Origin of the sequence: Bradyrhizobium sp. A5, assembly GCF_042076515.1 — a bacterium.
Lineage (GTDB): Bacteria > Pseudomonadota > Alphaproteobacteria > Rhizobiales > Xanthobacteraceae > Bradyrhizobium > Bradyrhizobium cosmicum.
In genome coordinates, this window is sequence record NZ_CP148990.1 from 5,738,935 (window position 1) to 5,759,982 (window position 21,048).

The 21,048-nt window shown below is 65.1% G+C and carries 21 protein-coding genes; 8 read left to right on the plus strand and 13 right to left on the minus strand.

Annotation, left to right across the window (positions count from 1 at the left end):
* Positions 1 to 94 precede the first annotated feature (94 nt).
* The 3 genes from WHZ77_RS27220 to WHZ77_RS27230 all read left to right on the plus strand — a co-directional run bounded on the left by WHZ77_RS27220 (position 95) and on the right by WHZ77_RS27230 (position 2,189).
* Positions 95 to 262, plus strand: a complete 168-nt coding sequence (locus WHZ77_RS27220; RefSeq protein WP_015688246.1) for a hypothetical protein — start codon at positions 95 to 97, stop codon at positions 260 to 262.
* A 218-nt stretch (positions 263 to 480) separates the two neighbouring features.
* Positions 481 to 1,212, plus strand: coding sequence for a 4'-phosphopantetheinyl transferase family protein (locus WHZ77_RS27225; RefSeq protein WP_375310779.1), 732 nt, complete (start codon positions 481 to 483; stop codon positions 1,210 to 1,212).
* Positions 1,209 to 2,189 carry an LLM class flavin-dependent oxidoreductase gene (locus WHZ77_RS27230; RefSeq protein WP_375310780.1) on the plus strand — a complete coding sequence of 327 codons (981 nt, stop codon included), beginning with the start codon at positions 1,209 to 1,211 and terminating at the stop codon, positions 2,187 to 2,189. Before WHZ77_RS27225 ends, WHZ77_RS27230 begins: the two co-directional genes overlap by 4 nt.
* 2 nt (positions 2,190 to 2,191) lie before the next feature.
* Here WHZ77_RS27230 and WHZ77_RS27235 read toward each other — a convergent pair whose 3' ends face one another.
* From WHZ77_RS27235 to WHZ77_RS27245, 3 genes are read right to left on the minus strand one after another with little or no spacing between them, the layout of a single operon-like run.
* Positions 2,192 to 3,025, minus strand: a complete 834-nt coding sequence (locus tag WHZ77_RS27235) for an ABC transporter ATP-binding protein (protein ID WP_375310781.1) — start codon at positions 3,023 to 3,025, stop codon at positions 2,192 to 2,194.
* Between the two features lie 30 nt (positions 3,026 to 3,055).
* The gene (locus tag WHZ77_RS27240; protein WP_375310782.1) at positions 3,056 to 3,856 is read right to left on the minus strand and encodes an ABC transporter permease; all 801 of its coding nucleotides are present in this window, start codon (positions 3,854 to 3,856) and stop codon (positions 3,056 to 3,058) included.
* A gap of 4 nt (positions 3,857 to 3,860) precedes the next feature.
* Positions 3,861 to 5,258 (minus strand): ABC transporter substrate-binding protein, encoded by a 1,398-nt coding sequence (locus WHZ77_RS27245; protein ID WP_375314821.1) that lies wholly within the window; start codon positions 5,256 to 5,258, stop codon positions 3,861 to 3,863.
* A gap of 327 nt (positions 5,259 to 5,585) precedes the next feature.
* On the opposite strand from WHZ77_RS27245, the gene WHZ77_RS27250 reads away from it, so the two are divergent.
* On the plus strand, positions 5,586 to 6,425 hold the full coding sequence (locus WHZ77_RS27250) for a Crp/Fnr family transcriptional regulator (protein WP_375310783.1): 840 nt from the start codon (positions 5,586 to 5,588) through the stop codon (positions 6,423 to 6,425).
* Between the two features lie 48 nt (positions 6,426 to 6,473).
* Here the strand turns inward: WHZ77_RS27250 and WHZ77_RS27255 are convergent, their stop codons facing one another.
* The 3 genes from WHZ77_RS27255 to WHZ77_RS27265 form a co-directional block, all read right to left on the minus strand.
* A complete protein-coding gene (locus tag WHZ77_RS27255) occupies positions 6,474 to 7,499 on the minus strand; it encodes a histone deacetylase family protein (protein ID WP_375310784.1) in 1,026 nt (341 codons plus the stop codon).
* 187 nt (positions 7,500 to 7,686) lie between these two features.
* The gene (locus WHZ77_RS27260; RefSeq protein WP_375310785.1) at positions 7,687 to 8,628 is read right to left on the minus strand and encodes an SMP-30/gluconolactonase/LRE family protein; all 942 of its coding nucleotides are present in this window, start codon (positions 8,626 to 8,628) and stop codon (positions 7,687 to 7,689) included.
* Entirely contained in the window at positions 8,585 to 10,660 is a 2,076-nt protein-coding gene (locus WHZ77_RS27265) for a PQQ-dependent sugar dehydrogenase (RefSeq protein ID WP_375310786.1), read from the minus strand. Before WHZ77_RS27265 ends, WHZ77_RS27260 begins: the two co-directional genes overlap by 44 nt.
* Positions 10,661 to 10,867: 207 nt before the next feature.
* Here WHZ77_RS27265 and WHZ77_RS27270 point away from each other — a divergent pair, with 207 nt between their 5' ends.
* Both WHZ77_RS27270 and WHZ77_RS27275 read left to right on the plus strand, forming a co-directional pair.
* The gene (locus WHZ77_RS27270; protein WP_015688253.1) at positions 10,868 to 11,101 is read left to right on the plus strand and encodes a DUF6894 family protein; all 234 of its coding nucleotides are present in this window, start codon (positions 10,868 to 10,870) and stop codon (positions 11,099 to 11,101) included.
* 9 nt (positions 11,102 to 11,110) lie between these two features.
* Positions 11,111 to 11,287, plus strand: coding sequence for a hypothetical protein (locus WHZ77_RS27275; protein WP_168213515.1), 177 nt, complete (start codon positions 11,111 to 11,113; stop codon positions 11,285 to 11,287).
* Positions 11,288 to 11,308: 21 nt separating this feature from the next.
* Here the strand turns inward: WHZ77_RS27275 and WHZ77_RS27280 are convergent, their stop codons facing one another.
* Complete coding sequence (locus tag WHZ77_RS27280; RefSeq protein ID WP_375310787.1) at positions 11,309 to 12,082, minus strand: enoyl-CoA hydratase-related protein; 774 nt, start codon at positions 12,080 to 12,082, stop codon at positions 11,309 to 11,311.
* 99 nt (positions 12,083 to 12,181) lie between these two features.
* Here WHZ77_RS27280 and WHZ77_RS27285 point away from each other — a divergent pair, with 99 nt between their 5' ends.
* Complete coding sequence (locus tag WHZ77_RS27285) at positions 12,182 to 13,771, plus strand: gamma-glutamyltransferase family protein (protein ID WP_375310788.1); 1,590 nt, start codon at positions 12,182 to 12,184, stop codon at positions 13,769 to 13,771.
* A gap of 92 nt (positions 13,772 to 13,863) precedes the next feature.
* Here WHZ77_RS27285 and WHZ77_RS27290 read toward each other — a convergent pair whose 3' ends face one another.
* The 4 genes from WHZ77_RS27290 to WHZ77_RS27305 are packed head-to-tail and all read right to left on the minus strand — an operon-like array spanning position 13,864 to position 17,334.
* Positions 13,864 to 15,150: an NAD(P)/FAD-dependent oxidoreductase gene (locus WHZ77_RS27290; RefSeq protein WP_375310789.1), complete on the minus strand. Its 1,287-nt coding sequence runs from the start codon at positions 15,148 to 15,150 to the stop codon at positions 13,864 to 13,866.
* Between the two features lie 12 nt (positions 15,151 to 15,162).
* Positions 15,163 to 15,894: an amino acid ABC transporter ATP-binding protein gene (locus WHZ77_RS27295; RefSeq protein ID WP_375310790.1), complete on the minus strand. Its 732-nt coding sequence runs from the start codon at positions 15,892 to 15,894 to the stop codon at positions 15,163 to 15,165.
* Positions 15,891 to 16,544 (minus strand): amino acid ABC transporter permease, encoded by a 654-nt coding sequence (locus tag WHZ77_RS27300; protein ID WP_375310791.1) that lies wholly within the window; start codon positions 16,542 to 16,544, stop codon positions 15,891 to 15,893. Before WHZ77_RS27300 ends, WHZ77_RS27295 begins: the two co-directional genes overlap by 4 nt.
* Before the next feature lie 31 nt (positions 16,545 to 16,575).
* Entirely contained in the window at positions 16,576 to 17,334 is a 759-nt protein-coding gene (locus tag WHZ77_RS27305; protein WP_375310792.1) for an ABC transporter substrate-binding protein, read from the minus strand.
* 178 nt (positions 17,335 to 17,512) lie between these two features.
* On the opposite strand from WHZ77_RS27305, the gene WHZ77_RS27310 reads away from it, so the two are divergent.
* Positions 17,513 to 18,151 (plus strand): helix-turn-helix domain-containing protein, encoded by a 639-nt coding sequence (locus tag WHZ77_RS27310; protein WP_375310793.1) that lies wholly within the window; start codon positions 17,513 to 17,515, stop codon positions 18,149 to 18,151.
* A 155-nt stretch (positions 18,152 to 18,306) separates the two neighbouring features.
* Here the strand turns inward: WHZ77_RS27310 and WHZ77_RS27315 are convergent, their stop codons facing one another.
* Together WHZ77_RS27315 and WHZ77_RS27320 are read right to left on the minus strand one after the other, a co-directional pair.
* Positions 18,307 to 19,572: a D-amino acid dehydrogenase gene (locus tag WHZ77_RS27315; RefSeq protein WP_375310794.1), complete on the minus strand. Its 1,266-nt coding sequence runs from the start codon at positions 19,570 to 19,572 to the stop codon at positions 18,307 to 18,309.
* Positions 19,573 to 19,642: 70 nt separating this feature from the next.
* Positions 19,643 to 20,971, minus strand: coding sequence for an aspartate aminotransferase family protein (locus WHZ77_RS27320; RefSeq protein WP_375310795.1), 1,329 nt, complete (start codon positions 20,969 to 20,971; stop codon positions 19,643 to 19,645).
* Positions 20,972 to 21,048: the final 77 nt, after the last annotated feature.

The window sequence follows — 21,048 nt, forward strand, 5'->3', positions numbered from 1 at the left end:
GAATGATCAAGTTGCATCTTGATTCTTTGGCTCCAGCGCGCAAGATTATTCTCGCGTTTTGATTTGGACGATTATTTTCAACCGGGGGAGTGTTATGGGTTTCATCAAATTTACCAAAGGTACCTCGTTGAGCGACAAGGACCGCAAGGCGCTCCAGAAGCTGCTCGCCGCCGAGAAGAAGAAGCTGCAATCCGCGCTCAAGGATGTCGATGCCAGCCTTTCGGTGCTGGGCGGGTCGAAGAAGGCCAAGAAGAAAAAGTAAGACTAGTCGGCGAGACGCCGCACGAATCTTCGGACAACGGTCGCACCGCCAGCCGAGCTGGGGGGCTCGCACAAGCTTGCGTCCGTAAACCGTCCAGCAATCGACAAGAATTTGCCCGGGTGGATCGCTAGAAGCGGTTCGCTCAGTTGATTCTTGCTCAGTTGATTCTTCTGTCAGAGCCGGAGTTTTGCCTCCGCCTGACGCCATGGGCCCAATTGATGGCAGACGATGGAATTGAACTGTTTGTCGGATTGATCGAGACCTTTGACGCGCCGGGCGCAGTCGATGCGTGCCGACGCTTGCTCTCGGTCGACGAACGGGTCCGCGCCGACCGCTTCATGTTCGAGCGGCATCGGCGGCAGTATATCTTTGCACACGCAATGCTGCGCCTGGCGCTGTCCAGGGTCGCGCCCAACGTCGCGCCGTCCGACTGGTCTTTTGCGGCCGGCCGCTACGGGCGACCGTTTGTCGCAGCGCCCGCGACATCGGCCGCGCTGCATTTCAGCCTGTCCCATGCCGACGGCTGCGTTGCCTGCGTCGTATCGCGGCATGAGGCCGTCGGCATCGACGTCGAAACCGTGTCGCGGCGGGTCGCGCCGCTGTCGACTGCGCTTCGCTTCTTTGCGCCGGAGGAGGTCGAAGCCTTGCGCGGACTGCCGGAGCCGGCTGCTATCGAGCGCTTCTTCGACTACTGGACGCTCAAGGAGGCCTACCTGAAGGCCAGGGGTTTTGGGCTCAATCTGCCGCTCGACGCCTTCGCGATGCAGGTGTCGCGGGAGGCCATCGAGATCAGATTCAAGCCCGATATCACCGACGATCCCCGGGGCTGGCGCTTCTCGCTGTGCTCGCCATCGCCGTCGCATCGCCTCGCGATCGCCGACGGCTCACGCGCCGACGGCGGCCTTCCCATCACCCGCAATGCCTGGCCGCTCCAGGAAGCGGCTGAATGAAGCCCCCGCGGCTGCGCGTCTTTCCCGCGATTTCGCGCAACCGCGATGCCAGCAAATATGTCGGAGAGCTGACGCGGGTGGCGCAGTTCGCCGACCGCAACGGCTTTGAAGGCATCCTGCTGTTCGAGGGCAACGACGTGTTCGTCGAGCCCTGGGCAATGGCCCAGCACATCATGGCTGCGACGACGCGAAGCTCGCCGCTGATCGCGGTCAACCCGGTCTACATGCACCCGTTCACGGCCGCGAAGTTCGTCTCGTCGCTTGCCCAGCTCCACGGCCGCAAAGTCTATCTCAACATGATCACGGGGACCGCGGTCAGTGACTTGCAGGGGCTGGGCGACGAGCAATCGCATGCAGACCGCTATGTCAGGCTCGGCGAATTCGTGGAGTTGATGCGCCAGTTGCTGACAAGCCCGCGACCGGTGAATTTCGAGGGCCGGTTCTACCGCGCGCACCATCTGCAGCTTCGCCCGCGCCTGCCGGCGGAGATGATGCCGGAATTCCTGATCGCCGGCCAATCGGACGCAGCGCAGCGCGTGGCGAGGGAGACCGGCTGCATCAAGATGCAGATGCTGCCGCCCGATCTCGACCGCGGGCTGGATGCGCCCGGAATGAATTTCGGCATCTTCGCACGCGAGAGCTGGGAGGAGGCGAGGCAGGCGGCCAACGCGCGCTTCCGCGACAACCCCGATGATCGCGAACTGCTCGCGCTCACCGTGGAGAACAGCGACTCCGTGTGGAAGCGGCGCCTCTATGACGGCCAGAGCGGCGAGCTCGCCGACAACGGCTACTGGCTATTGCCGTTCCTGACCTTCCAGGCCGACTGCCCCTACCTCGTCGGCAGCTATGCCGAAATCGGCGTCAAGCTGAAGGAGTTTGCAGCGAAGGGCCTCACCACGATCATCCTCGACATGGTCGCGGACGAGGCCGAGATGCAGCATGTCTGCAAGGCGCTCGCGGCCAGCGGGATGCTCTGAAATCAGGCCCCGAGGGGACTGAGCCGCGGCAGCGGCTCAGCTCCGGCCGGCCGTCGCAAGAGCTGCATGACATGGCGCTTCAGGCGCACGAACTCGGGCTCGGTCACGAGCTCGTGGCCCCGGGGCCGCGCGAAGGGCAGCACGGCATCCTCGATCACCCGGCCGGGTCTTGCGCTCATCACGACGATGCGATCGGCGAGAAACAAAGCCTCGTCGATATCATGGGTGACGAAGACCGTGGTGGTCGGGATCTTGCTCCAGATGTCGAGCAGGACCTCCTGCATCATGCCGCGCGTCTGTGCATCGAGCGCGCTGAAGGGCTCATCCATCAGCAACACCCGCGGCTGGTTGATCAACACCCGCGCGATCTCGACGCGCTGCTGCATGCCGCCCGACAATTGCGCCGGATAGAACGCCTCGAAGCCGGAAAGGCCGACGAGATTCAAGATGGCATCGGCGGCACGGTCGCGCTCTCGCATCGCAACGCCGCGCATCTTCGGACCGAAGGCCACGTTGTCGCGCACCCGTTGCCAGGGAAACAACGTGTGCTGCTGAAACACCATGCCCCGATCCGGGCTCGGCCCGCGAACCCGCTGCCCGTCGACCGTAAGCCGGCCGGCGGTGACCGGCAGATGTCCGGCCAGCGCGCCGAGCAGCGTGGACTTGCCGCAGCCGGAGGGACCGAGGATGCAGACGAACTCGCCCGGCGCGACGGCAAAGTCGAGCCTGCTCACCGCTTCGAACGCGGCGTGGCCCTCGCCGAGCGAGATCGAGACATCAGCGATGTCGATACGGCCGATGCTTTGCGTACCGATATCGGCGACCCGAATGTTCATCGTCCCATCCCTTTCATCGTGCCACGCCCTTCATCGAGCGACGCTTGGGCTGCGCCAGGGCATCAGAAGCCGCCCCGCGGTCGTCAGCAGCCAGCTGCTCCCCATTCCGAGCAGGCCGATGATCAGCATGCCGACGATGATATCGGCATAGTTCTGGAGCGTGTAGGCCTCCCAGGTGTAGTAGCCGATGCCGAATTGACCCGAGATCATCTCCGCGGTGACGAGGCAGAACCAAGAGGTGCCCATGCCGATCGCAAGCCCGGTGACGATGCTCGGCGCGGCGTCCGGCAGCACAACCTCTCTGAGGATCGCCAGCCGCCCCGCGCCGAGACTGCGGGCAGAGGCGACCAGCCGGCGGTCGACATTCGCGACACCGTGGACCGTGTTCAGCACGATGGGAAACAGAGCTCCGATGAAGGTGATGTAGATCATCGACAGTTCGGACGACGGGAAGATCAGGATCGAGAGCGGTATCCACGCCACCGCCGGAATCGGCCGCAGCAATTCGAGCGGCGGCAGCAGCAGGTCGCTCGCGGCGCGCGACCGGCCGATGGCGAAACCGAAGATCACGCCGATCACGACCGCCGCGCCGTAACCCGCGAAAACCCGCCAGAGGCTGCTGGTGATATGCGCCGCCAGTTTCGGCGAGTGAAACAGGGCGACGGCGGATTCAACGACCTCGACCGGCGGCGGCACGTTGCGGAAAGTGACGATCCCCAGATTGACATGCGTCATCGATGCGATCTGCCACAGGGAGATGCAGGCCAGGATCGAAAGGCCGCGGACCAGCCATCGGACGCCGGCGGGCCGCGTCTGGATGGCGGTGGCCATGCCTTCACCGGCTCGCGACGAGAGACACGCGCGCGGCGCCGAAATCGAGCACCTCGCCGCCGTGCTGCTTCGACCATTGCTCGGCCGCCTGCTTGAGCAGGAACGCGCTCAGTTCGCCCTTGGGCGACCGCACGAACCAGGCCTGGTTTGCGAACAGCTTGATGCCGCTCTCACGATCCTGGGCATAGACGACGCGGATGACCTTGCCGTCCTTTTCGAGGCCGGCGAGCGCCTTCAGCGCGCTCTCGGGCGAAGCGTAATGACGCACACGGGGCTCGTCCTTGACCCAGATCTGCGCCACGCGTGTGGTGTCGCCGATCTCGGCGCCCGTCGCTGCGTCCCTGGTCTTCAGCGGAAGCTGCGCGTAGTTCTTCAACTCGGCGTCGTAGTCACGCCCGGCCTGCGCGGCCGCGATGCGGATGAACTTGTCCGTGACGAACTGGTTGATATCGAGATCGCTGTCCGCACGCTTGAGCAGCTTCAACGTCTTGATCGAGGTGGCGACCGCCTGGCGATACTCGGGCTTCCAGGTAATGTCGCGGGTCTGAAGACCGAGCGGGCCGTGGAAGAGATAATCGACCTCCGCTTCGATGCCAGTCACCTTGGCGATCAATTCGCTGTATTTCTCGGGCTCCTCCGCGATCAGGCGGTCCGCCTCGAGCGCGGCACGCAAATAGGCGACGACGATCTCCGGATATTTCTCGCCATACTCGGCGTCAACCAGGCTGCCATGGAACGTCGGCGCGTTCGCTTGCGCGCCGTCGAAAATCTTGCGTGCGAAGCCGCGCCACGGGAACAGTTCGGCGAATGGGACGAAGTCGGCATGCGCCTCGATCTTTCCCGCCTGCAAGGCCGGCCCCGCGACCTCCGGCGCCTGGGTGACGATGTTGACATCGGTCTCGGGATTCCAGCCCTTGGCCTCGATGGCGCGAAGCAGCATGCCGTGCGAGGTCGAGGCAAAGGGAACGGAGATGGTCTTGCCCTTGAGCTCGTCGAGCGACTGCACCGGCGAATTCAACGGCACCACGATGCCGTTGCCGCTGCCCTTGGTGCTGCCGGACAGCACGCTGATGAAGAGGCTGCGGCGTCCCGCCTTCTGGAACGCCACGCCATTCAGCGAGCCTGGGAAATCCGCCATCGCGCCGAAATCGAGCTTGCCCGCAACCATCTCGTTGGTGAGCGGCGCGCCGCTGGTAAAGTTCTTCCACTGGATGTCGTAGGTGACATCCTTGTACTTGCCGTCATGGGGCAGGAACTTCTCCAGCAGCTTCAGCTCGCGAATGAGCAGTCCGCCGGTCGCGCAATTAATCGTCGTATCCTGCGTCCCGACCGCCACGCGGATCGTCTCCGCCTGCGACGGCCCGAACATGACGAGTGTGATGGCCGCAACGGCCGCACTCATTCTCAAAGAGCTGAAATCGATCATCGAATTGTCCTTCCGAGGCCGGGCCGATGCCGGCGACGATGCGAGGCGCCACTATCGAAGGCGTGGCGCGGCGGTTGAAGCAATTACTTGCATCGTAGCTGCAGCCGCTCGGCTCGAGATTCCGCCGCACAGCGGCGCAAAGGATTTTCTCAGGACGGAGCGATCGGCAGCGGAATCGTTTCGCCGCCGGACGGCGCGCATATCAAGCCTTGCTAAGTGATTTGGAACGATCGCAAAGAGATGGACATCGCACCATCACCGCTCTTACCTGTTCGCAAGACTTCGGAGCATTGACGGATTGCGATGACCATACTCAAGGACGTTGCCGTGACCGAGCCTGCTGCTTACGCCAACCCGCCCGGCGCGGGCGTTCAGCTCGATTGGAGCGATCGCACCAGGACGCGGCCGGCTCGCAGCGCTCGCGCAAAGGCCGCAAGCTCGGCGCTGTTCATGAGCGAGACGGTCGACGGGCTGAACGTGGGTGCGCATTTCCTCGATCGCCTGTCGGCATCCGAGCAGGCGCGCGTGCACGCGGCCGGCCGCACGATCACGGTGCCGCAAGGCGACATGGTGTTCAGCCAGGGCGATCGGCACGACGGCATCTTCATCATCCGGCGCGGTCAGGTGCGGGTCTATTACACGGCGCCGTCAGGGCGCGAGATCACGCTCGCCTATTGGACGCCGGGACACTTCATCGGCGGTCCCGAGATCTCCGGCGGCGGCATCCACATGTGGTCCGGCATCGCCATCGACGCCTGCGAGATCACGGCGCTCTCCGGCCCCGCGCTTGAGAAGCTCCTGACCGGCATGCCGCGCTTCGCGCTGGCGCTGATCGACGGCCTCATCGCCAAGGGCAAGTGCTACTCCTCGATGGCACAGATCCTCGGTACACGCTCGGTGATCGAGCGGCTGGCGCAATTCCTGCTGACGCTGTCGGAGTTGCACGGCGTTGCCGACGGCGACACCATCATCATCAATCGCAAGATCACCCATGACCAGATCGCGGCCATGGTCGGCTCGACCCGTCAATGGGTGACGATGATGCTGAAGCGATTCCAGAACCGCCGCATCATCGCCATCGACGGCAGCACCATCCGGATCAGGCGTATCGATCTGCTGGAGCAGATCCTGTTCAAGGACTAGGAGGTCTATTCCCTCTCCCAACAAGCGGAGCGAGGTGAAGAGCTCGCCTCACCGCGCCTCTTCGAATCCCGCCAGCACCGAGGTCAGGTTCGCCCCGAGGATATCCGAGAGATAGCCGCCCTCCTGCACGAACACGGTCGGCAGGCCCAGCTTCGCGATGGCCTGGCCGATGCGGCGAAAGCCGGGCGTGGTGACGGCGAGGCCCTTCAGCGGATCGTGCTCGGAGGCGTCCAGACCAAGTGCGATGACGAGGGCGCCGGGCGCAAAGGATTCGATCGCCTTGCGTGCGACATCCATGGCCTGAATGTAACCGTCATCGCCGGTGCCGATCGCCAGGGGGATGTTCAGATTGGTGCCCAGGCCCGGCCCTTCGCCGCGCTCATGCGCGTAGCCCCACACATAAGGATAATACGCGACGGGATCGGCATGGATCGAGACGGTATAGACGTCGGGGCGCGCGTAGAAAATGCCCTGCGTGCCGTTGCCGTGATGGACGTCGACATCGAGGATCACGACGCGCTCGTGCTTGAGCCGCAGATGTGCGGCGGCGATCGCGCTGTTGTTGAGGAAGCAGAAGCCGCCGGCCATATCGCGATAGGCGTGATGGCCGGGCGGACGGCAGAGCGCATAGACGGCGTCTTCGCCGTCCATCACCATTTGCGCCGCCGTGGTTGCGACATCGGTGGCCGCACATACTGCGGCCCAGGTGCCGGGACCGATCGGTGCTGCAGTGTCGGCGGTGTGCCAGCCGAGCTTGCCGACGATGTGGGTGGGGTAGGTCGCCGCTTGGCGCACGGGATGGATGTTGCCGATCATCTCCGGCCCGGAATCGCCGAGCGCCGTCCAGGCGTCCCAGGCCTCGCTCAGGAACGACAGATATTCCGGGCTGTGAATGCGCGAACGCGGCCCCTGCCCGAATGTGGTCGGCTCGACCAATTGGTGCTTGCCGGCCTTCAACCCCTCGAGCAGGCGATCGGCGCGCTCGGGCTGTTCGGTGGTGCGCTTGACGACACCGCGAACCAGGAAGAATTGCGGATCGTGGCTGCGATGCAGCTCGGTATGGACGGCTTTCACTCAAACACTCCGTGGTCGCTTTTGTACTCTTGTTTTGACGCGCTTTCCTAGCGCGAACCGGCATCCACTTCGCTCGAAAACGCTCTCATGCCACGGATGTCTAAATCCCTGCGGCGGCCGGATGCAAGCAAGAAGAATGCCGCCCCTGCCGCGCTGTCCTGCGCCGGAAGCAGCCCACCTCTGATGCTCAGCAACGCCCGCGCTGCAGGCAGTGCTCGCGGCCCTGCTGATCGGTGCGAAAGGACTCGATGAAGCCGCCCTGGCGCTGGGTGACGAAAACGGTCTTGCCGTCGCTGCCGCCGAACGCGAGGTTGGTCGGCTCCTTGCCCTTCAGCGCGATCTCGCGCTCGACTGCGCCGTTCGGCTTCATCAACGCGATCGTGCCCTTGAGGATGCGAGCGATATAGAGACGGCCGGCGACGTCGGTGCGCAGGCCGTCGACGGTGTCGGGCTGGAACGTCTTGATAAGCTTTGCGCCTGTGAGCTCGTTGCCATTGATCGCATAAGACCAGATCTGGCCGCTGCTGGATTCCCCGACATAAAGCGTCTTGCCGTCGGGGCTGAGATCGATGCCGTTGGTGGTGCCCATCGCGCGCGGCGCGGACATCACCTGCCCCTGCACCGAACCGTCGGCGGCTTTGGCGATCCGCCAGATGTGGCCTTCGCGACCTTTCCAGTTCGGATCGCTCGCATAGATCGTGCCGTCGCGCGCGATGGTGATGTCGTTGGGCTGGTTCATCTCGTCGGAGTGAAACCAGACCGAGGGCTCGGTTGCGCTCTTCGGGATGGTGAAGATGTTATGCTTCTTGTAGTCGGCGATGAACATAGCGCCGCTTCGATCGAAACGGATCGCGTTGCCGACGCTGCCCTCGGGAAGTGCCGTGAATGGCTCCGAGGCCGCGCCGCCCGCCGGCAGCTTGCCGATGGTGCCGGGCTTGCCGAAGTTCACGACGAAGAGATTGCCATCGAGATCGGCGGCGGGCCCTTCGATGCCGAACGTGTATTCGCTGGCGGGCGTGACCTGCACGCTTTCGAACAGTTTCGTTTCCGCGCGGGCCGACGAGACCGCGAGGATGAGACAAACGCTACTGCACAGGCACCAGAAATTCCTGCCGGATGTAATAGCCATCGTCGTCGCTGCACTCGCCATTCAAATAGGGATCGGCCGGCCGGAAGAATCGGCTGAAGCCGGGTTTGTCTACAGCGCTCCTTTGTGTCACGACGACGACCTTGGAGGCCGGTATTTCGCCGCATTCCTTGTTGGCTCTGCTGAAGAACTTGCGTTGCGGCGGTCCTGCCTTGATCCACATCCGCGTGCCGGGGACCATTCTCGCAACGAGCATGTCGGCGGTATCGAGCAAGCCGGCATAGCCGGGTTCGGTCTTCGGCAATTTCTCGCCGCCGGGCGGCATCAGCTTCTCCGCACTGATCCCGCGCAGCCGCGTGCGCAGCCTGCCCGAGTTGGGATCGCCGGGGTAGATCCAGCCGTCCTGCGCCAGCATGAAGCGGAGCACCGTTGTGTCCTTCTCCGCATCCGGTTGTCCCGGCTTCAGACCGAAATCCGAATGGCAGCCGACGCAGTGCTTCTCGACGAGGCCCTTGCGCAGCGTGGTCAGCCGAATCCGGTTCTGCGCGTCCCTGGCGACGAAGGCTGCGAGCTGGTCGATCACCGCCTGGCTGCGGGTATCGCAGGGCAGCGGCGACGGCGGATCGCCCGCGGCGCGATCGATCCGGATCACGGTCTGGTTCTTGTCCTCGACCAGCCAGATCGCGCCGTCCTCCGCAACCGTCATGCCGACCGGCGCGCCCTGCGGCCGCGCGCCGTTGACGCGGTGCCAGCCGGCGATCAGCTCCTCGAACGGCGCGGCGGCAACCTCACCCGCGTCGGTCTGGAAGCTGTGGGTCGGCTCGGCTGCGCAGCTGACGCGATAGCGCACCGGCGGAGGGCTCGGCTTGGGGAAGCCGTGGTCGTCGACGTCGTAGACGAGGACGCGGCTGCCGGTCGGGCGATAGCCGTGCAGACCGACCAGCAGCCTGCCCTCCAGCTCCGGGAATTTGGCGCCGTGATAATACAGCATCGCGAGCGGGGCGCCGTGCGGCGGCATCAGTGAGAGCGGTCGCCTGTAGAGCGCGTTGGCCGTGCACAGCGACTTGTAGACGCCGGACTGCAGCACGGTTCTGAATTCGGGGCTCGGCGTCGACAAATCATAGCAATAGGGCCAGCCATAATGCTTGCCCTGCTCGATCGCATTGATCTCCTCGTTCGGCTTGAAGATATCCGGCAGGTCGCGGCCGTTCTCGCCTTGCAGGAAGGCATAGCCGGCATCGGGAAAGTTCGGATGCAGCGCCAACGCCATCGAATTACGCAAGCCGCGCGCGTAAACCAGATGAGGCGGATCCGGATCGTTCGGCTTCAACGCCGGAAAGACACCGCCCGCGGGCGGCGTGAACAGCCAGATCGACGCCATCGCGGCACCGCCTTCGGCGGCCGCGCAAGGCCGCGTGATCGGCGCCGGCGTGATGCAATCGTCGCTGTGCGAGCCGATGTTGACGAACAGCCGCCCGTTCCTGTCGAAGACGAACTGCTTCAGCGGATGCGCGCTCTCGTCGAGCCTGGTGCCGTCAGGCAGCCGGATCCGGCGCCCGGGCATGTGGCGGATGATGGTCTCGACCGTGCCGCGCGGATTGTCCGCGATCGGGTCGAACCGGAAGATCGTCTCGGCGGTCGAGGCATAGAGCTTCCTGTCCGGGCCGATCAACAGACCGAACGGATATTCGATGCCGGTCAGCAGTTCCTTGAATCCCTGCCCTTGGGGCGCATGCGGATCGAGCAGCAGCAGCCTGCCATCGGTGTGGCCCCAGCCGCCCATGTCGGCCACGACGAACAGCTCACGGCCCGGCACCTGGACGATCGAACGCGGAAACTTGAGGTCATCCTCCTCGCTGGCGACGAGGCCGGCGCAAAATCCCGCCTTCATGTCGATCTGGAGTTTGGGAAAGGCGAGATCGCCGCTGCCGCAGAGCTCCGCGCCGATCACGTAGCCGCTTTTCCTCACCGGTTCGGAGGAGGCTCCCGATGCAAGGCTGAGCAGGACCCCAGTGACAGCAGCGACAAACAGGCGCTGGTAGCGACGTTCGCGCCAGAATGTGAGGTGATGCACGGCAGCCTCCCAAACTTTCCGTGCAGACTTGTTCCATGTCGAGGGAACGCCGTCCAGTTGGTCATCACCCGCCTGTGATTAAACCTGAAACGACCTTGGTGCCGACCAATATCCGTAAATTCCCTTACCGGGCTCGACCCGAATGTTTCGCGCATGCTTCGGATGGTATCGGTCTGCCATCCCGATCGCTCCCTATAGGAGACGAATATGGTTCAGGTCTATTTTCACTGCTCCAATACCGACGGCACGCTGATCGATCGCAGCGGCACCGCGGTGACCAGCCTGACCGAGGCGCGCGACCGTGCCGCCCAGATCATGAGCTCGATGATCCAGACGCCCGGCACCGAGGACTGGCGCGATTGGGTGATTCATGTCAGCGGCTCTGACGGCGAGGAGATTTTCGATCTCCCCTTCACCGCCATGCTCGGCAAGCCGCATTGAGGTGATGCCGTGCTGTTCGCTTCACTGACCCTGCTCTGCCAGCCCCTGAGCTTCATCGCCACCAAATGGCAGAAGCTGGTGCGGATTGCCGGCAACCCTTACCGCCCCGAGCTTCACTACATGCGCGGCCCGGGGCCGAAATGGCACGCCAAATATCAGGCCAGCCGGCTGGACCGCACACGCTGAGCGCGGTCCGCCATCCCTCCCCTATTTGCCGGTGAATTTCGCCTTGCGCTTCTCGACGAAGGCGTTGCGGCCTTCGACCGCATCGGCGCTCCTGCGGATCGTGGCCTGAAGCTCGATCTCGCGGCGGAATTGCGCCTCGTAGGTCGCATGCTCGCTCTCCTCGATCAGCGCGCGGGTCGCGACCAGGGCGCGCGTCGGCCCCTCCGCCAGGCGACGCGCCAGCGTCATCGCCTCCTCCATCAGCTTCGCATCATCGACGACCTGCCGCACCAGGCCGATCTCCTGGGCGCGCTCGGCCGTCAGCGGCTCGTTCAGCAGCATCAGCTCGAGCGCCCGCTGCCGGCCGATCAGGCGCGGCAGCAGCCAGGTCGAGCCGAGATCCGGCACCAGCGCGATGCGACTGAATACCTGGATGAAGCTCGCCGACCGCGCCGCAACAATGATGTCGCCGGCCATCGCAAGACTGAAGCCGCCGCCAGCCGCGACGCCGTTGACGGCGACGACGACGGGCACGCGGCATTCGCGCAGCGCCCTGAAGGCCGGCCAGTAGAACCGCATGACACCGGCGGCGATGTCCTCGCCGAGCGCCTCGGATGCCTTCAAATTCTGCCCTGAGCAAAAGCCGCGCCCGGCGCCAGTGAGGACCAGGGCGCGAACGCTTTCGTCCCGCGTCGTCTCGGCAACCGCAGCGGCGAGCGCGCCGAGCAGGTCCGGAGTCATCGCGTTCAGGCTCGCCGGCTCGTCCAGCGTCAATATCCCGACCGCGCCATCCCGCGCCTGTTTCACACCTGCCATGTCGCTTCTCCCTTTGGATTGTTCTCGTTTGCCGCAATGTGCCATTGTCCGCGCGCTCCGCCAACCAAGACAACCGACGACAACAGACAAGACGACATCATGCCTCATCAGTTCAGCCTCGCCCAAACCGTTCGCAAACCCGCCGTCACGTCCAAGGGCGGCATCGTCGCCGCGCAATCGCGCCGGGCGGCCGAAGTGGGGGCGCAAGTGCTGGCGGCGGGCGGCGACTGCGTGGACGCGATCGTCGCGACCACCTTCGCGCTAAACGTGCTGGAGCCCTGGAACAGCGGCATCGGCGGCGGCGGTGCGATGGTGCTCTACCGCGCCAAGGAAAATCGCTACGAGGTGATCGACTACGGCATGTGCGCGCCGCAGAGCCTGCGCGTCACCGACTATCCCCTCAGCGGCGAGGGCGCTGCCTCCGATCTCTTCCCCTGGCCGCGGGTGAAGGACGACCGCAACATCCACGGCCCCGGCGCGGTCGCCGTGCCCGGCGTCGTCGCCGGCATGGAGGAGGCGCATCGCCGCCATGCCAGGTTGCCGTGGAAGGATCTGGTCGCGCCGGCCGTGCTGCTTGCCGGCGAAGGCATGCTGGTCGACTGGTGGACCACGCTGATGATCGCGGCATCGGCCGCCGATCTCAGGCGCTATCCAGGAAGCGCGGCCACGTTCCTGAAGGACGGCCTGCCGCCGAGCGCGCCGTGGGGCATCAAGTCCGAGACACGGCTGCGGCTGGACAATCTGAAGGCGACGCTGTCGCATCTTGCCGAAGCCGGCCCACGCGATTTCTACCAGGGCGATCTCGCCAGGAGCATCGCCTCCGACATCAAGGCCGACGGCGGCTCGCTATCGGTGGAGGATCTCGCCGCATTCCGCGCTCATCCGCGCGAGCCGCTGGCGATCCCTTATCGCGACGGCAAGGTGCTTGCGACGCCGGAGCTCACGGCCGGACCGACGCTGGCGCATGCGCTGCGCCTGCTGCAGGAGAATCTGAAACCGGCAGGCGCGCCCGATGCGGCCGCCTATGGCGAATATGCGCTCGCCCTGCAAGCTGCCTATGCCGAGCGGCTCAAGGACATGGGCGATGCCGCCGGCAAGCGCTCGCTCGGCGCGGAGTATCTGGCACCGGCCTGCACCACGCATTTCTCCGTGGTCGATCGCGACGGCAACATCGCAGCGGTGACGCAGACGCTGCTCTCGTCCTTCGGCTCGAAATACGTGACGCCGCACACCGGCATCGCCATGAACAACGGCATCATGTGGTTCGACCCGACGCCGGGCACCACCAACTCGCTCGCGGCAGGCAAGCGCTGCCTCACCAACTACACCCCTGTCATCGCCGAGACCAAGGATGGCAAACGCCTCGCGATCGGTGCGTCCGGCGGCCGCCGCATCCTGCCGTCGGTGATGCAGCTCGCGTCGTTCGTGATGGATTTCGGCATGGACCTCGATGCCGCCATCCACCAGCCACGCATCGACGCCAGCGAAGGCGCAATCGTGATCTGCGACGCACGCCTGCCGGCGGAAGCCCGCAAGGCGCTCGCCGCACGCTTCGACTACGAGGAGAGCCGGGTGCAGGCCTTGCCGCAGAAATTCGCCTGCCCGAGCGTGGTGATGCGCGACGGCGACGTCAATTCCGGCGCTGTCGAAATCTTCCAGCCCTGGGCCGACGCGGTGGCGGAGGGCTGAGGAAACTCGATCGCGCCACGGGCTCCTTAATCTCTCCCGCAAGCGGGAGAGGGAGCGCACCTGCTTTGCAGCAACAGTAAATCTAATCCGCTTCAGATCCCCAGCCGGTCCCTGACACGCCCCGCGATCACGGCGGTCGTCACGCCAACGGGCCAGAACGCATGCATCGGGATCGGCTTGATGCCGGTGACGGGCATGTCGATCTCGGCCCTGGCGCCGCCGATCAGGCGGCGGGCGAGCTGGGCGCCCATCGCGGTCGAGAGCGCGACGCCGCGGCCGTTGCAGCCGAGCGAGATCAGGACACTCTCCGCAGGCTCGTGCACATGCGGATAATGATCCCCGGTGATCGCGAGCCGGCTGTTCCAGCCGTGGGTCCAGGCGACGCCCTTGAGCTGCGGCCAGAGCCGCTCGGCATAACGCATGAGATAGGCAACATCGTTCGGCGCGCTGATCCAGCGCATCGGGCCGCGGCCGCCCATCAAGAGCCGGTTCTGCTGATCGATGCGGTAATAGACGGTGATGTGGCCGCTTTCGTAGAGCACCGGACGCGTCGGCATGATCGAACGGGCGACCTCGTCCGACAGCGGTGCGGTGGCGGCGATCGACGAGAACACCGGAACGATGGTGCGGCGGAGCGCGGGCCAGAGATCGTCGGTGAAACCGTTGGTGGCGAGCAGCACCTTGTCCGCATGCACGATCGCGCGCGGCGTCTCGATGCGCCAGCGACTGCCGTCGCGACGGAGCGACAGCGCCGGCGTTTCGCCATGCACCTTCGCCCCTGCCGAGATCGCGGCGCGCGCGAGGCCGCGCGCGTAGCTGAGCGGATGCAGATCGCCGCCGCGGCTGTCCAGCATGCCGCCGATATAGCGGTCGGTGCCGGTCATCTCGCGCAGCTGCTTGCGGTTCAGATAAGTCACCGGCATGCCGCGACGGATGCACTGCTTCGCGGTCGTCTCGATCGCAGCGGCGCTGGCCTCGTTATACGCCGTGCGCAGCGTGCCGTTCTGCCGCGCCTCGCACGGGATCTGGTAGCGGCGGATCAGATCGTGCGTGAAGTTCGTGGTGCCGTAGGCGAAGTCGATCATGCGGCGGCCGAGTCCGGCGCCGAAATCCGCTTCGATCTGGTCGGGATCGTGCTTCAAGCCGGGATTGGTGTGGCCGCCATTGTTGCCCGATGCGCCCCAGCCGGGCTCCTGCGCCTCCAGCACCAGGGCCTCGACACCCTGCTCCGCCAGATGCAGCGCCGTGGACAGGCCAGTGTAGCCGCCGCCGACGATCGCGACAGAGACGGTCTTGTCGACATCGAGCGGCGGCGTGGCGACCGGCGCGACGGCCGTGTCGGCATAGAGGGAGGGCGGCAGAGGCAGGCGCGCAGTCATGGCGAGGACCGATCAGAGCGGATGCAGCACGCGGCGCAGGAAATCCTGCGTGCGCGGATGCTGTGGTTGGTTGAGCAGCGCCTTGGCTGGCCCCTGCTCGACGATGACGCCGCCGTCGATGAACAGCACGCGGTCGGCGACGTCACGGGCAAAGCCCATCTCGTGGGTGACGACCACCATGGTCATGCCGTCGTCGGCGAGCTTGCGCATGACGCCGAGGACGTCGCCGACGAGCTCGGGATCGAGCGCCGAGGTCGGCTCGTCGAACAGGATCGCCTTGGGCTGCATGGCGAGCGCCCGCGCAATCGCGACGCGCTGCTGCTGGCCGCCGGAGAGCTGCGGCGGATGCGCGTCGGCCTTTTCGGCGAGCCCCACCTGCGCAAGCAGCGCGCGGCCGCGCTCGAGCGCCTGCGCGCGGGCTTCCTTCTTGACGTAGAGCGGCCCCTCGATGACGTTTTCGAGCGCCGTGCGATGCGGGAACAGGTTGAAGCGCTGGAACACCATCGAGACCTGGGTGCGAACCTTCACGATCGACGAGGCATCGCGATCGACCTTGAGGCCTTCGATGCTGATCTCGCCGCGGTCGTAGCTTTCGAGCCCGTTGATACAGCGCAGGATCGTCGACTTGCCCGAGCCGGACGGGCCGATGACGCAGACCACCTCGCCCTTCTGGACCGATGCCGTGATGCCCTTGAGCACCTCGTTCTGGCCAAAGCTCTTGTGGACGTCGGTGAGCTCGATCATTTCTTGCCGGCCCGCTTCTCGAAATGACGAACCAGCAGGATCAGCGGAATGCTCATGGTGAGATACATCAGCGCCACCATCGTGAACACGTTGGTGTTCTTGAAGGTCGATGACGCGATCAGCTTGCCTTGCAGCGCGAGCTCCGCGACCGTGATGGTCGAGGCCTGCGAGGAATCCTTCAGCATCATGATCATGACGTTGCCGTAGGGCGGCAGCACGATCCGCACCGCCTGCGGCAGCACCACGCGGCGCATGGTCAGCCACCAGCCCATGCCGATCGACTGCGCCGCCTCGATCTGCCCCTTGTCGATCGCCTCGATGCCAGCGCGGAAATTCTCGGCCTGGTAGGCCGAATAGGCGATGCCGAGCCCGAGGATCGCCGCCTGCAACGCGGACAGCGTGACGCCGAGATCGGGCATCACGAAGTACAGATAGAACAGCAGCACGATGATCGGGATGCCGCGGATCACGTTGATCAGGCTGGCGCTGAGCATCGACAGCGCCTTGATGCCGGAGACCCGCATCATCGCCCAGATCAGGCCCAGCACCGTCGAGAGCAGCAGCGAGCCGATGGTGACGACGACCGTCAGTGCGACGCCGCTCATCAGGATCGGAAAGAACTCGACGGCGTCGTGCCAGAAGCCCTTCATCGGCCAGCCTTCATCGATCGGCCCCTGAGGATCAGCCCTGTGCCTTCAGGCCCCATTTGCCGAGAATCTTGTCGATGGTGCCGTTGGCCTTGAGCTTGGCCAGCGACGCGTTGATCTTGCCGAGCAGTGCGCTCTCGCCCTTGCGCACGCCGATGCCGACCGAGCCGACGGTGACGGGCTTGTAACCGTCGACGAGACGCACCTCGGGGAAACCGCCTTGCTTCAGATTGTAGGCCAGGATCGGATAGTCGGCGTAGCCGGCCTTGAGGCGGCCGGTGTTCACGTCGCGCAGGATGTCGGGAATGGTGTCGTAAGCCTTCACGTCGGCGAACAGGCCGGACTTCTTCAACGCATCGACGAAGGCGGTGCCGACCTGGGCGCCGACCGTCTCGCCCTTCAGATCCTCCTGCGTCGCATAGGCCTTGGTGTCGGTCTTCGGCACCACCAGGCCTTCGCCATAGGTGTAGATCGGATCGGAGAAGTCGACGACTTCCTTGCGCGGCGCGGTGATGAACATCGCGGCCGCGATGATGTCGATCTTGCTCGAGGTCAGTGACGGGATCAGCGCCGAGAACTGCATCGGCTCGATCTGAACGTTGAAGCCGGCATCCTTGCCCACTTCAGTCACGAGATCGACCATGATGCCCTGGATGGTATTGGTCTTGGTGTCGAGGAAGGTGAAGGGAATGCCCGTCGGCGTCGAGCCGACCTTCAGTACCTGCTGCGCCGAAGCCGGCATAGCGGCTGAAATCGCGAGCGCCGCGACCGCGGCCAAACCAAAACGCTTCATCGCATTCCCCTTTGGGTCCGGCCGGCGGCGCTCGCAAATGTCGTGATCGCAGACATTGCGGGCCGAGCCGTTTCGGCCTATTTTCACCACTATGAAAATTTGGTCACACTTTCGCGGGTGATGCAAGCGGTTTTCATGCACATGAAGGAAGCGGTTTGACGTGAGCGGTGGCAAAAGAATGCGCAAACCGGCCGCCGCGAAAGCGGTGAAGAAGACGAAGGCTAGCGCGAAGCCGGCGGAGCCGGCAATGGACGTCGCAGTCGGCCGCCGCATCCGCGATCTCAGGCGTGTCAGGCAATTCTCGCTGGAGACAGTCGCCGCGCGCACGGAGCTATCGATCGGCTTCCTCAGCCAGATCGAGCGCGGCCTGTCGTCACCATCGCTGCGTGTGCTGGCAACGCTCGCCGACGTGCTCGGCGTCGGCATCGCCGCGCTGTTCGGCGCGCGCCCGAGCGCCGACGGTGCATCCGATCAGGTGGTGACGCGCGGGCTGCAACGGCCGGAATTGAAGCTGTGGCGCACCGGCGTGTCGAAGCAATTGCTGAGCCCGGCCAGCGCCGACAACAAGCTCAATTTGTTCCTGGTGCATCTGGAGCCCGGCGGCTCCACCGGCGACGAGCTCTACACCCATGACGGCGAGGAGGCCGGCCTCGTGCTCGACGGCGAGATGCTGCTGATGGTGGACAGCGAGACGTGGTCGCTGAAAACCGGCGACAGTTTTCGCTTTGCGAGCCGCCGGCCGCACCGGTTTTCCAATCCGGCCGAGGATGCGAAGGCCGTAGTGCTGTGGGTCAATTGCGTGACGGGGGCGGGCTGACTCTCTCCCTCTCCCCGTTCTTACGGGGAGAGGGTTGGGGTGAGGGGCTCTCTCCACGCGAACGGTCAGAGCGAGACTCCCGGAGACTCCCCCTCACCCGGAATTTGCTCTCGCAAATTCCGGCCTCTCCCCGCGTGCGGGGAGAGGCGAAGAAATCACCCGAACCGGTGATTGTACCGATCCACCGTCAGCGCACTGACATCGACATCCGGCTTCTTGCCTGACAGCAAATCCGCGAGCACGCGGCCGGAGCCGCAGGACATGGTCCAGCCGAGCGTGCCGTGGCCGGTGTTGAGGTGGAGGTTGGCGTACTTGGTCGCGCCGATCACGGGCGGGCCATCCGGCGTCATCGGACGCAGGCCGCTCCAGAACGTCGCCTGGGAGAGATCGCCGCCGCGCGGGAACAGATCGGTCAGCGAATGATCGAGCGTGGCGCGGCGCGCATCATAAAGCTTGGTCGAGAACCCGGAGATTTCGGCGGTGCCGCCGACGCGGATGCGACTTCCCAGGCGGGTGATCGCGACCTTGTAGCTCTCGTCCATCACGGTCGATTCCGGCGCGCCGGAGGCGTCCTTGATCGGCACCGTGATCGAATAGCCCTTCACCGGATACACCGGCAGCGAGATGCCGAGCGGCGCGACCATCTGAGACGAATAGCTGCCGAGCGCAAGCACGTAAGCGTCCGCCTGCAGCACGCCCGCACTGGTCGCGATACCGGTGACACGCGCACCGTCGGTGACGATGCGGTCGATCCCGGTGTTGAGCAGGAAGCGTACGCCCAGCGCTTCGGCATGCTTGGCCAGCGCCTGCGTGAACATGTGGCAGTCGCCGGTCTCGTCCTGCGGCAGGCGAAGGCCGCCGACGAACTTCTCCTTCACGCCGGCGAGCGCCGGCTCGACCGCGATGCAACCCTCGCGGCTCAGCGTCTCGTAGGGCACGCCATACTGCTTGAGCACGGCGACGTCTTCGCCGGTGCCGTCGAGCTGGGCCTGATAGCGGAACAGCTGCAGCGTGCCCTGCGCGCGCTCGTCATATTGGATGCCGATGTCGCGGCGCAGATCGCGCAGGCAATCGCGGCTGTATTCCGCGATCGGGATCATCCGGCTCTTGTTGACCGCGTAGCGCGCGCTGGTGCAATTGCGCAGCATCTTGGTGAGCCAGACCCACATCACGGGATCCAGCTTCGGCCGGATCACCAGCGGGCCATGCTTCATCAGCAGCCACTTGATCGCCTTCACCGGCACGCCGGGGCCGGCCCAGGGCGAGGAATAGCCGGGCGACACCTCGCCGGCATTGGCAAAAGAGGTCTCCAGTGCCGGCTCGGGCTGACGGTCGACGACCGTCACTTCATGGCCGGCACGCGCGAGGTAGTAGGCAGAGGTGACGCCGATGACACCGCTGCCGAGGATCAGAACTTTCACGCTTCGTCAAACTCCCGCGGCATCACGCTCGCCGCTGCAAGGAAACAACTCGCAACGGCGAGAGCAATTATCAGGCCACCCGCTTGATGGCATCACCCAGGATCGACACGATGTCGTCGATGTGGCTCTTCTCGACGATGAGCGGCGGCGACAGCGCGAAGCTATCGCCGCTCATGCGGAAGTACAGCCCGCGATTGAAGCAGTCGACCATCACGTCGTAACCGCGCGCACCGACCGCGCCGTCGCGCGGCGACAGTTCGACCGCGCCCATCAAGCCGCAATTGCGGATGTCGATGACGTTGGGCAGGCCCTTCAGCGAGTGCAGCGCATCGCGCCAGTATTCGGCGATCGACGCACCGCGCGTGAGCAGGCCTTCGTCCTTGTAGATGTCGAGCGTCGCGATGCCGGCGGCGCAGGCGGTCGGGTGCGCCGAATAGGTGTAGCCGTGGAACAGCTCCATGACGCTCTCCGGGCCGATCATCATGGCATCGTGCACCTTCCGGTGCGCAAACACCGCGCCGCAGGGAATGGTGCCGTTGGTGATGCCCTTGGCCGTCGTCATCAGGTCCGGCGTGACGCCGAAGAAATCGGCGGCGAACGGCGTGCCGAGGCGGCCGAACCCGGTGATGACCTCGTCGAAGATCAGCAGGATGCCGTGCTTGTCGCAGATCTCGCGCAGGCGGTTGAGATAGCCCTTGGGCGGCGGCAGCACCGCGGTCGAACCCGGCACCGGCTCGACGATGACGGCGGCGATCGTTTCGGCACCATGCAGGGCGACCAGACGCTCGAGATCATCGGCCAGCTCGGCGCCATGCTCCGGCTGGTCCTTGGCGAAGGCGTTGCGGGTGAGATCATGGGTGTGGCGGATGTGGTCGACGCCCGGCAGCAGGGTCGTGAAGGCGCGGCGGTTGGCGACCATGCCGCCGACCGAGGTGCCGCCGAAGCCGACGCCGTGATAGCCGCGCTCGCGGCCGATCAAACGGGTGCGGCTCGCCTGGCCATTGGCGCGGTGATAGGCGAGCGCGATCTTCAGCGCGGTATCGACCGACTCGGAGCCGGAGTTGGTGAAGAAGATGCGGTCGAGGCCCTTCGGCGCGATCTCGGCGAGGCGCTCGGCGAAGTCGAATGCCAGCGGATGGCCCATCTGGAACGACGGCGCGAAGTCCAGCGTCATCAGCTGCCGCTCGACCGCGGCGGCGATCTGCTTGCGGCCGTGGCCGGCATTGACGCACCAGAGGCCGGCGGAGCCGTCGATCACCTTGCGGCCGTCGACGGTGGTGTAATGCATGCCCTCGGCGGAGGAGAACAGGCGCGGCGCCTTCTTGAACTGCCGGTTGGCCGTGAATGGCATCCAGAACGAGTCGGTCTTGATGGTGTTCGGAATCTGATGAAGGGTCACGGGCCACGCTCCTTTGCTGACCCTCTAGCAGAGGCACGGCTTCGGAACCGCAACAAGTCCTTTTCTGTTGAGCTGCA

Coding starts and splice junctions, on each gene's coding strand:
- WHZ77_RS27250 (WP_375310783.1), top strand. CDS start 5,586: ATGACCATACTCAAGGACGTTGCCGTGACCGAGCCTGCTGCTTACGCC.
- WHZ77_RS27280 (WP_375310787.1), bottom strand. CDS start 12,082: ATGGCAGGTGTGAAACAGGCGCGGGATGGCGCGGTCGGGATATTGACG.
- WHZ77_RS27245 (WP_375314821.1), bottom strand. CDS start 5,258: ATGAGTGCGGCCGTTGCGGCCATCACACTCGTCATGTTCGGGCCGTCG.
- WHZ77_RS27310 (WP_375310793.1), top strand. CDS start 17,513: ATGCGCAAACCGGCCGCCGCGAAAGCGGTGAAGAAGACGAAGGCTAGC.
- WHZ77_RS27295 (WP_375310790.1), bottom strand. CDS start 15,894: ATGATCGAGCTCACCGACGTCCACAAGAGCTTTGGCCAGAACGAGGTG.
- WHZ77_RS27240 (WP_375310782.1), bottom strand. CDS start 3,856: ATGGCCACCGCCATCCAGACGCGGCCCGCCGGCGTCCGATGGCTGGTC.
- WHZ77_RS27230 (WP_375310780.1), top strand. CDS start 1,209: ATGAAGCCCCCGCGGCTGCGCGTCTTTCCCGCGATTTCGCGCAACCGC.
- WHZ77_RS27285 (WP_375310788.1), top strand. CDS start 12,182: ATGCCTCATCAGTTCAGCCTCGCCCAAACCGTTCGCAAACCCGCCGTC.
- WHZ77_RS27290 (WP_375310789.1), bottom strand. CDS start 15,150: ATGACTGCGCGCCTGCCTCTGCCGCCCTCCCTCTATGCCGACACGGCC.
- WHZ77_RS27300 (WP_375310791.1), bottom strand. CDS start 16,544: ATGAAGGGCTTCTGGCACGACGCCGTCGAGTTCTTTCCGATCCTGATG.
- WHZ77_RS27235 (WP_375310781.1), bottom strand. CDS start 3,025: ATGAACATTCGGGTCGCCGATATCGGTACGCAAAGCATCGGCCGTATC.
- WHZ77_RS27220 (WP_015688246.1), top strand. CDS start 95: ATGGGTTTCATCAAATTTACCAAAGGTACCTCGTTGAGCGACAAGGAC.
- WHZ77_RS27260 (WP_375310785.1), bottom strand. CDS start 8,628: ATGGCTATTACATCCGGCAGGAATTTCTGGTGCCTGTGCAGTAGCGTT.
- WHZ77_RS27305 (WP_375310792.1), bottom strand. CDS start 17,334: ATGAAGCGTTTTGGTTTGGCCGCGGTCGCGGCGCTCGCGATTTCAGCC.
- WHZ77_RS27270 (WP_015688253.1), top strand. CDS start 10,868: ATGGTTCAGGTCTATTTTCACTGCTCCAATACCGACGGCACGCTGATC.
- WHZ77_RS27225 (WP_375310779.1), top strand. CDS start 481: ATGGCAGACGATGGAATTGAACTGTTTGTCGGATTGATCGAGACCTTT.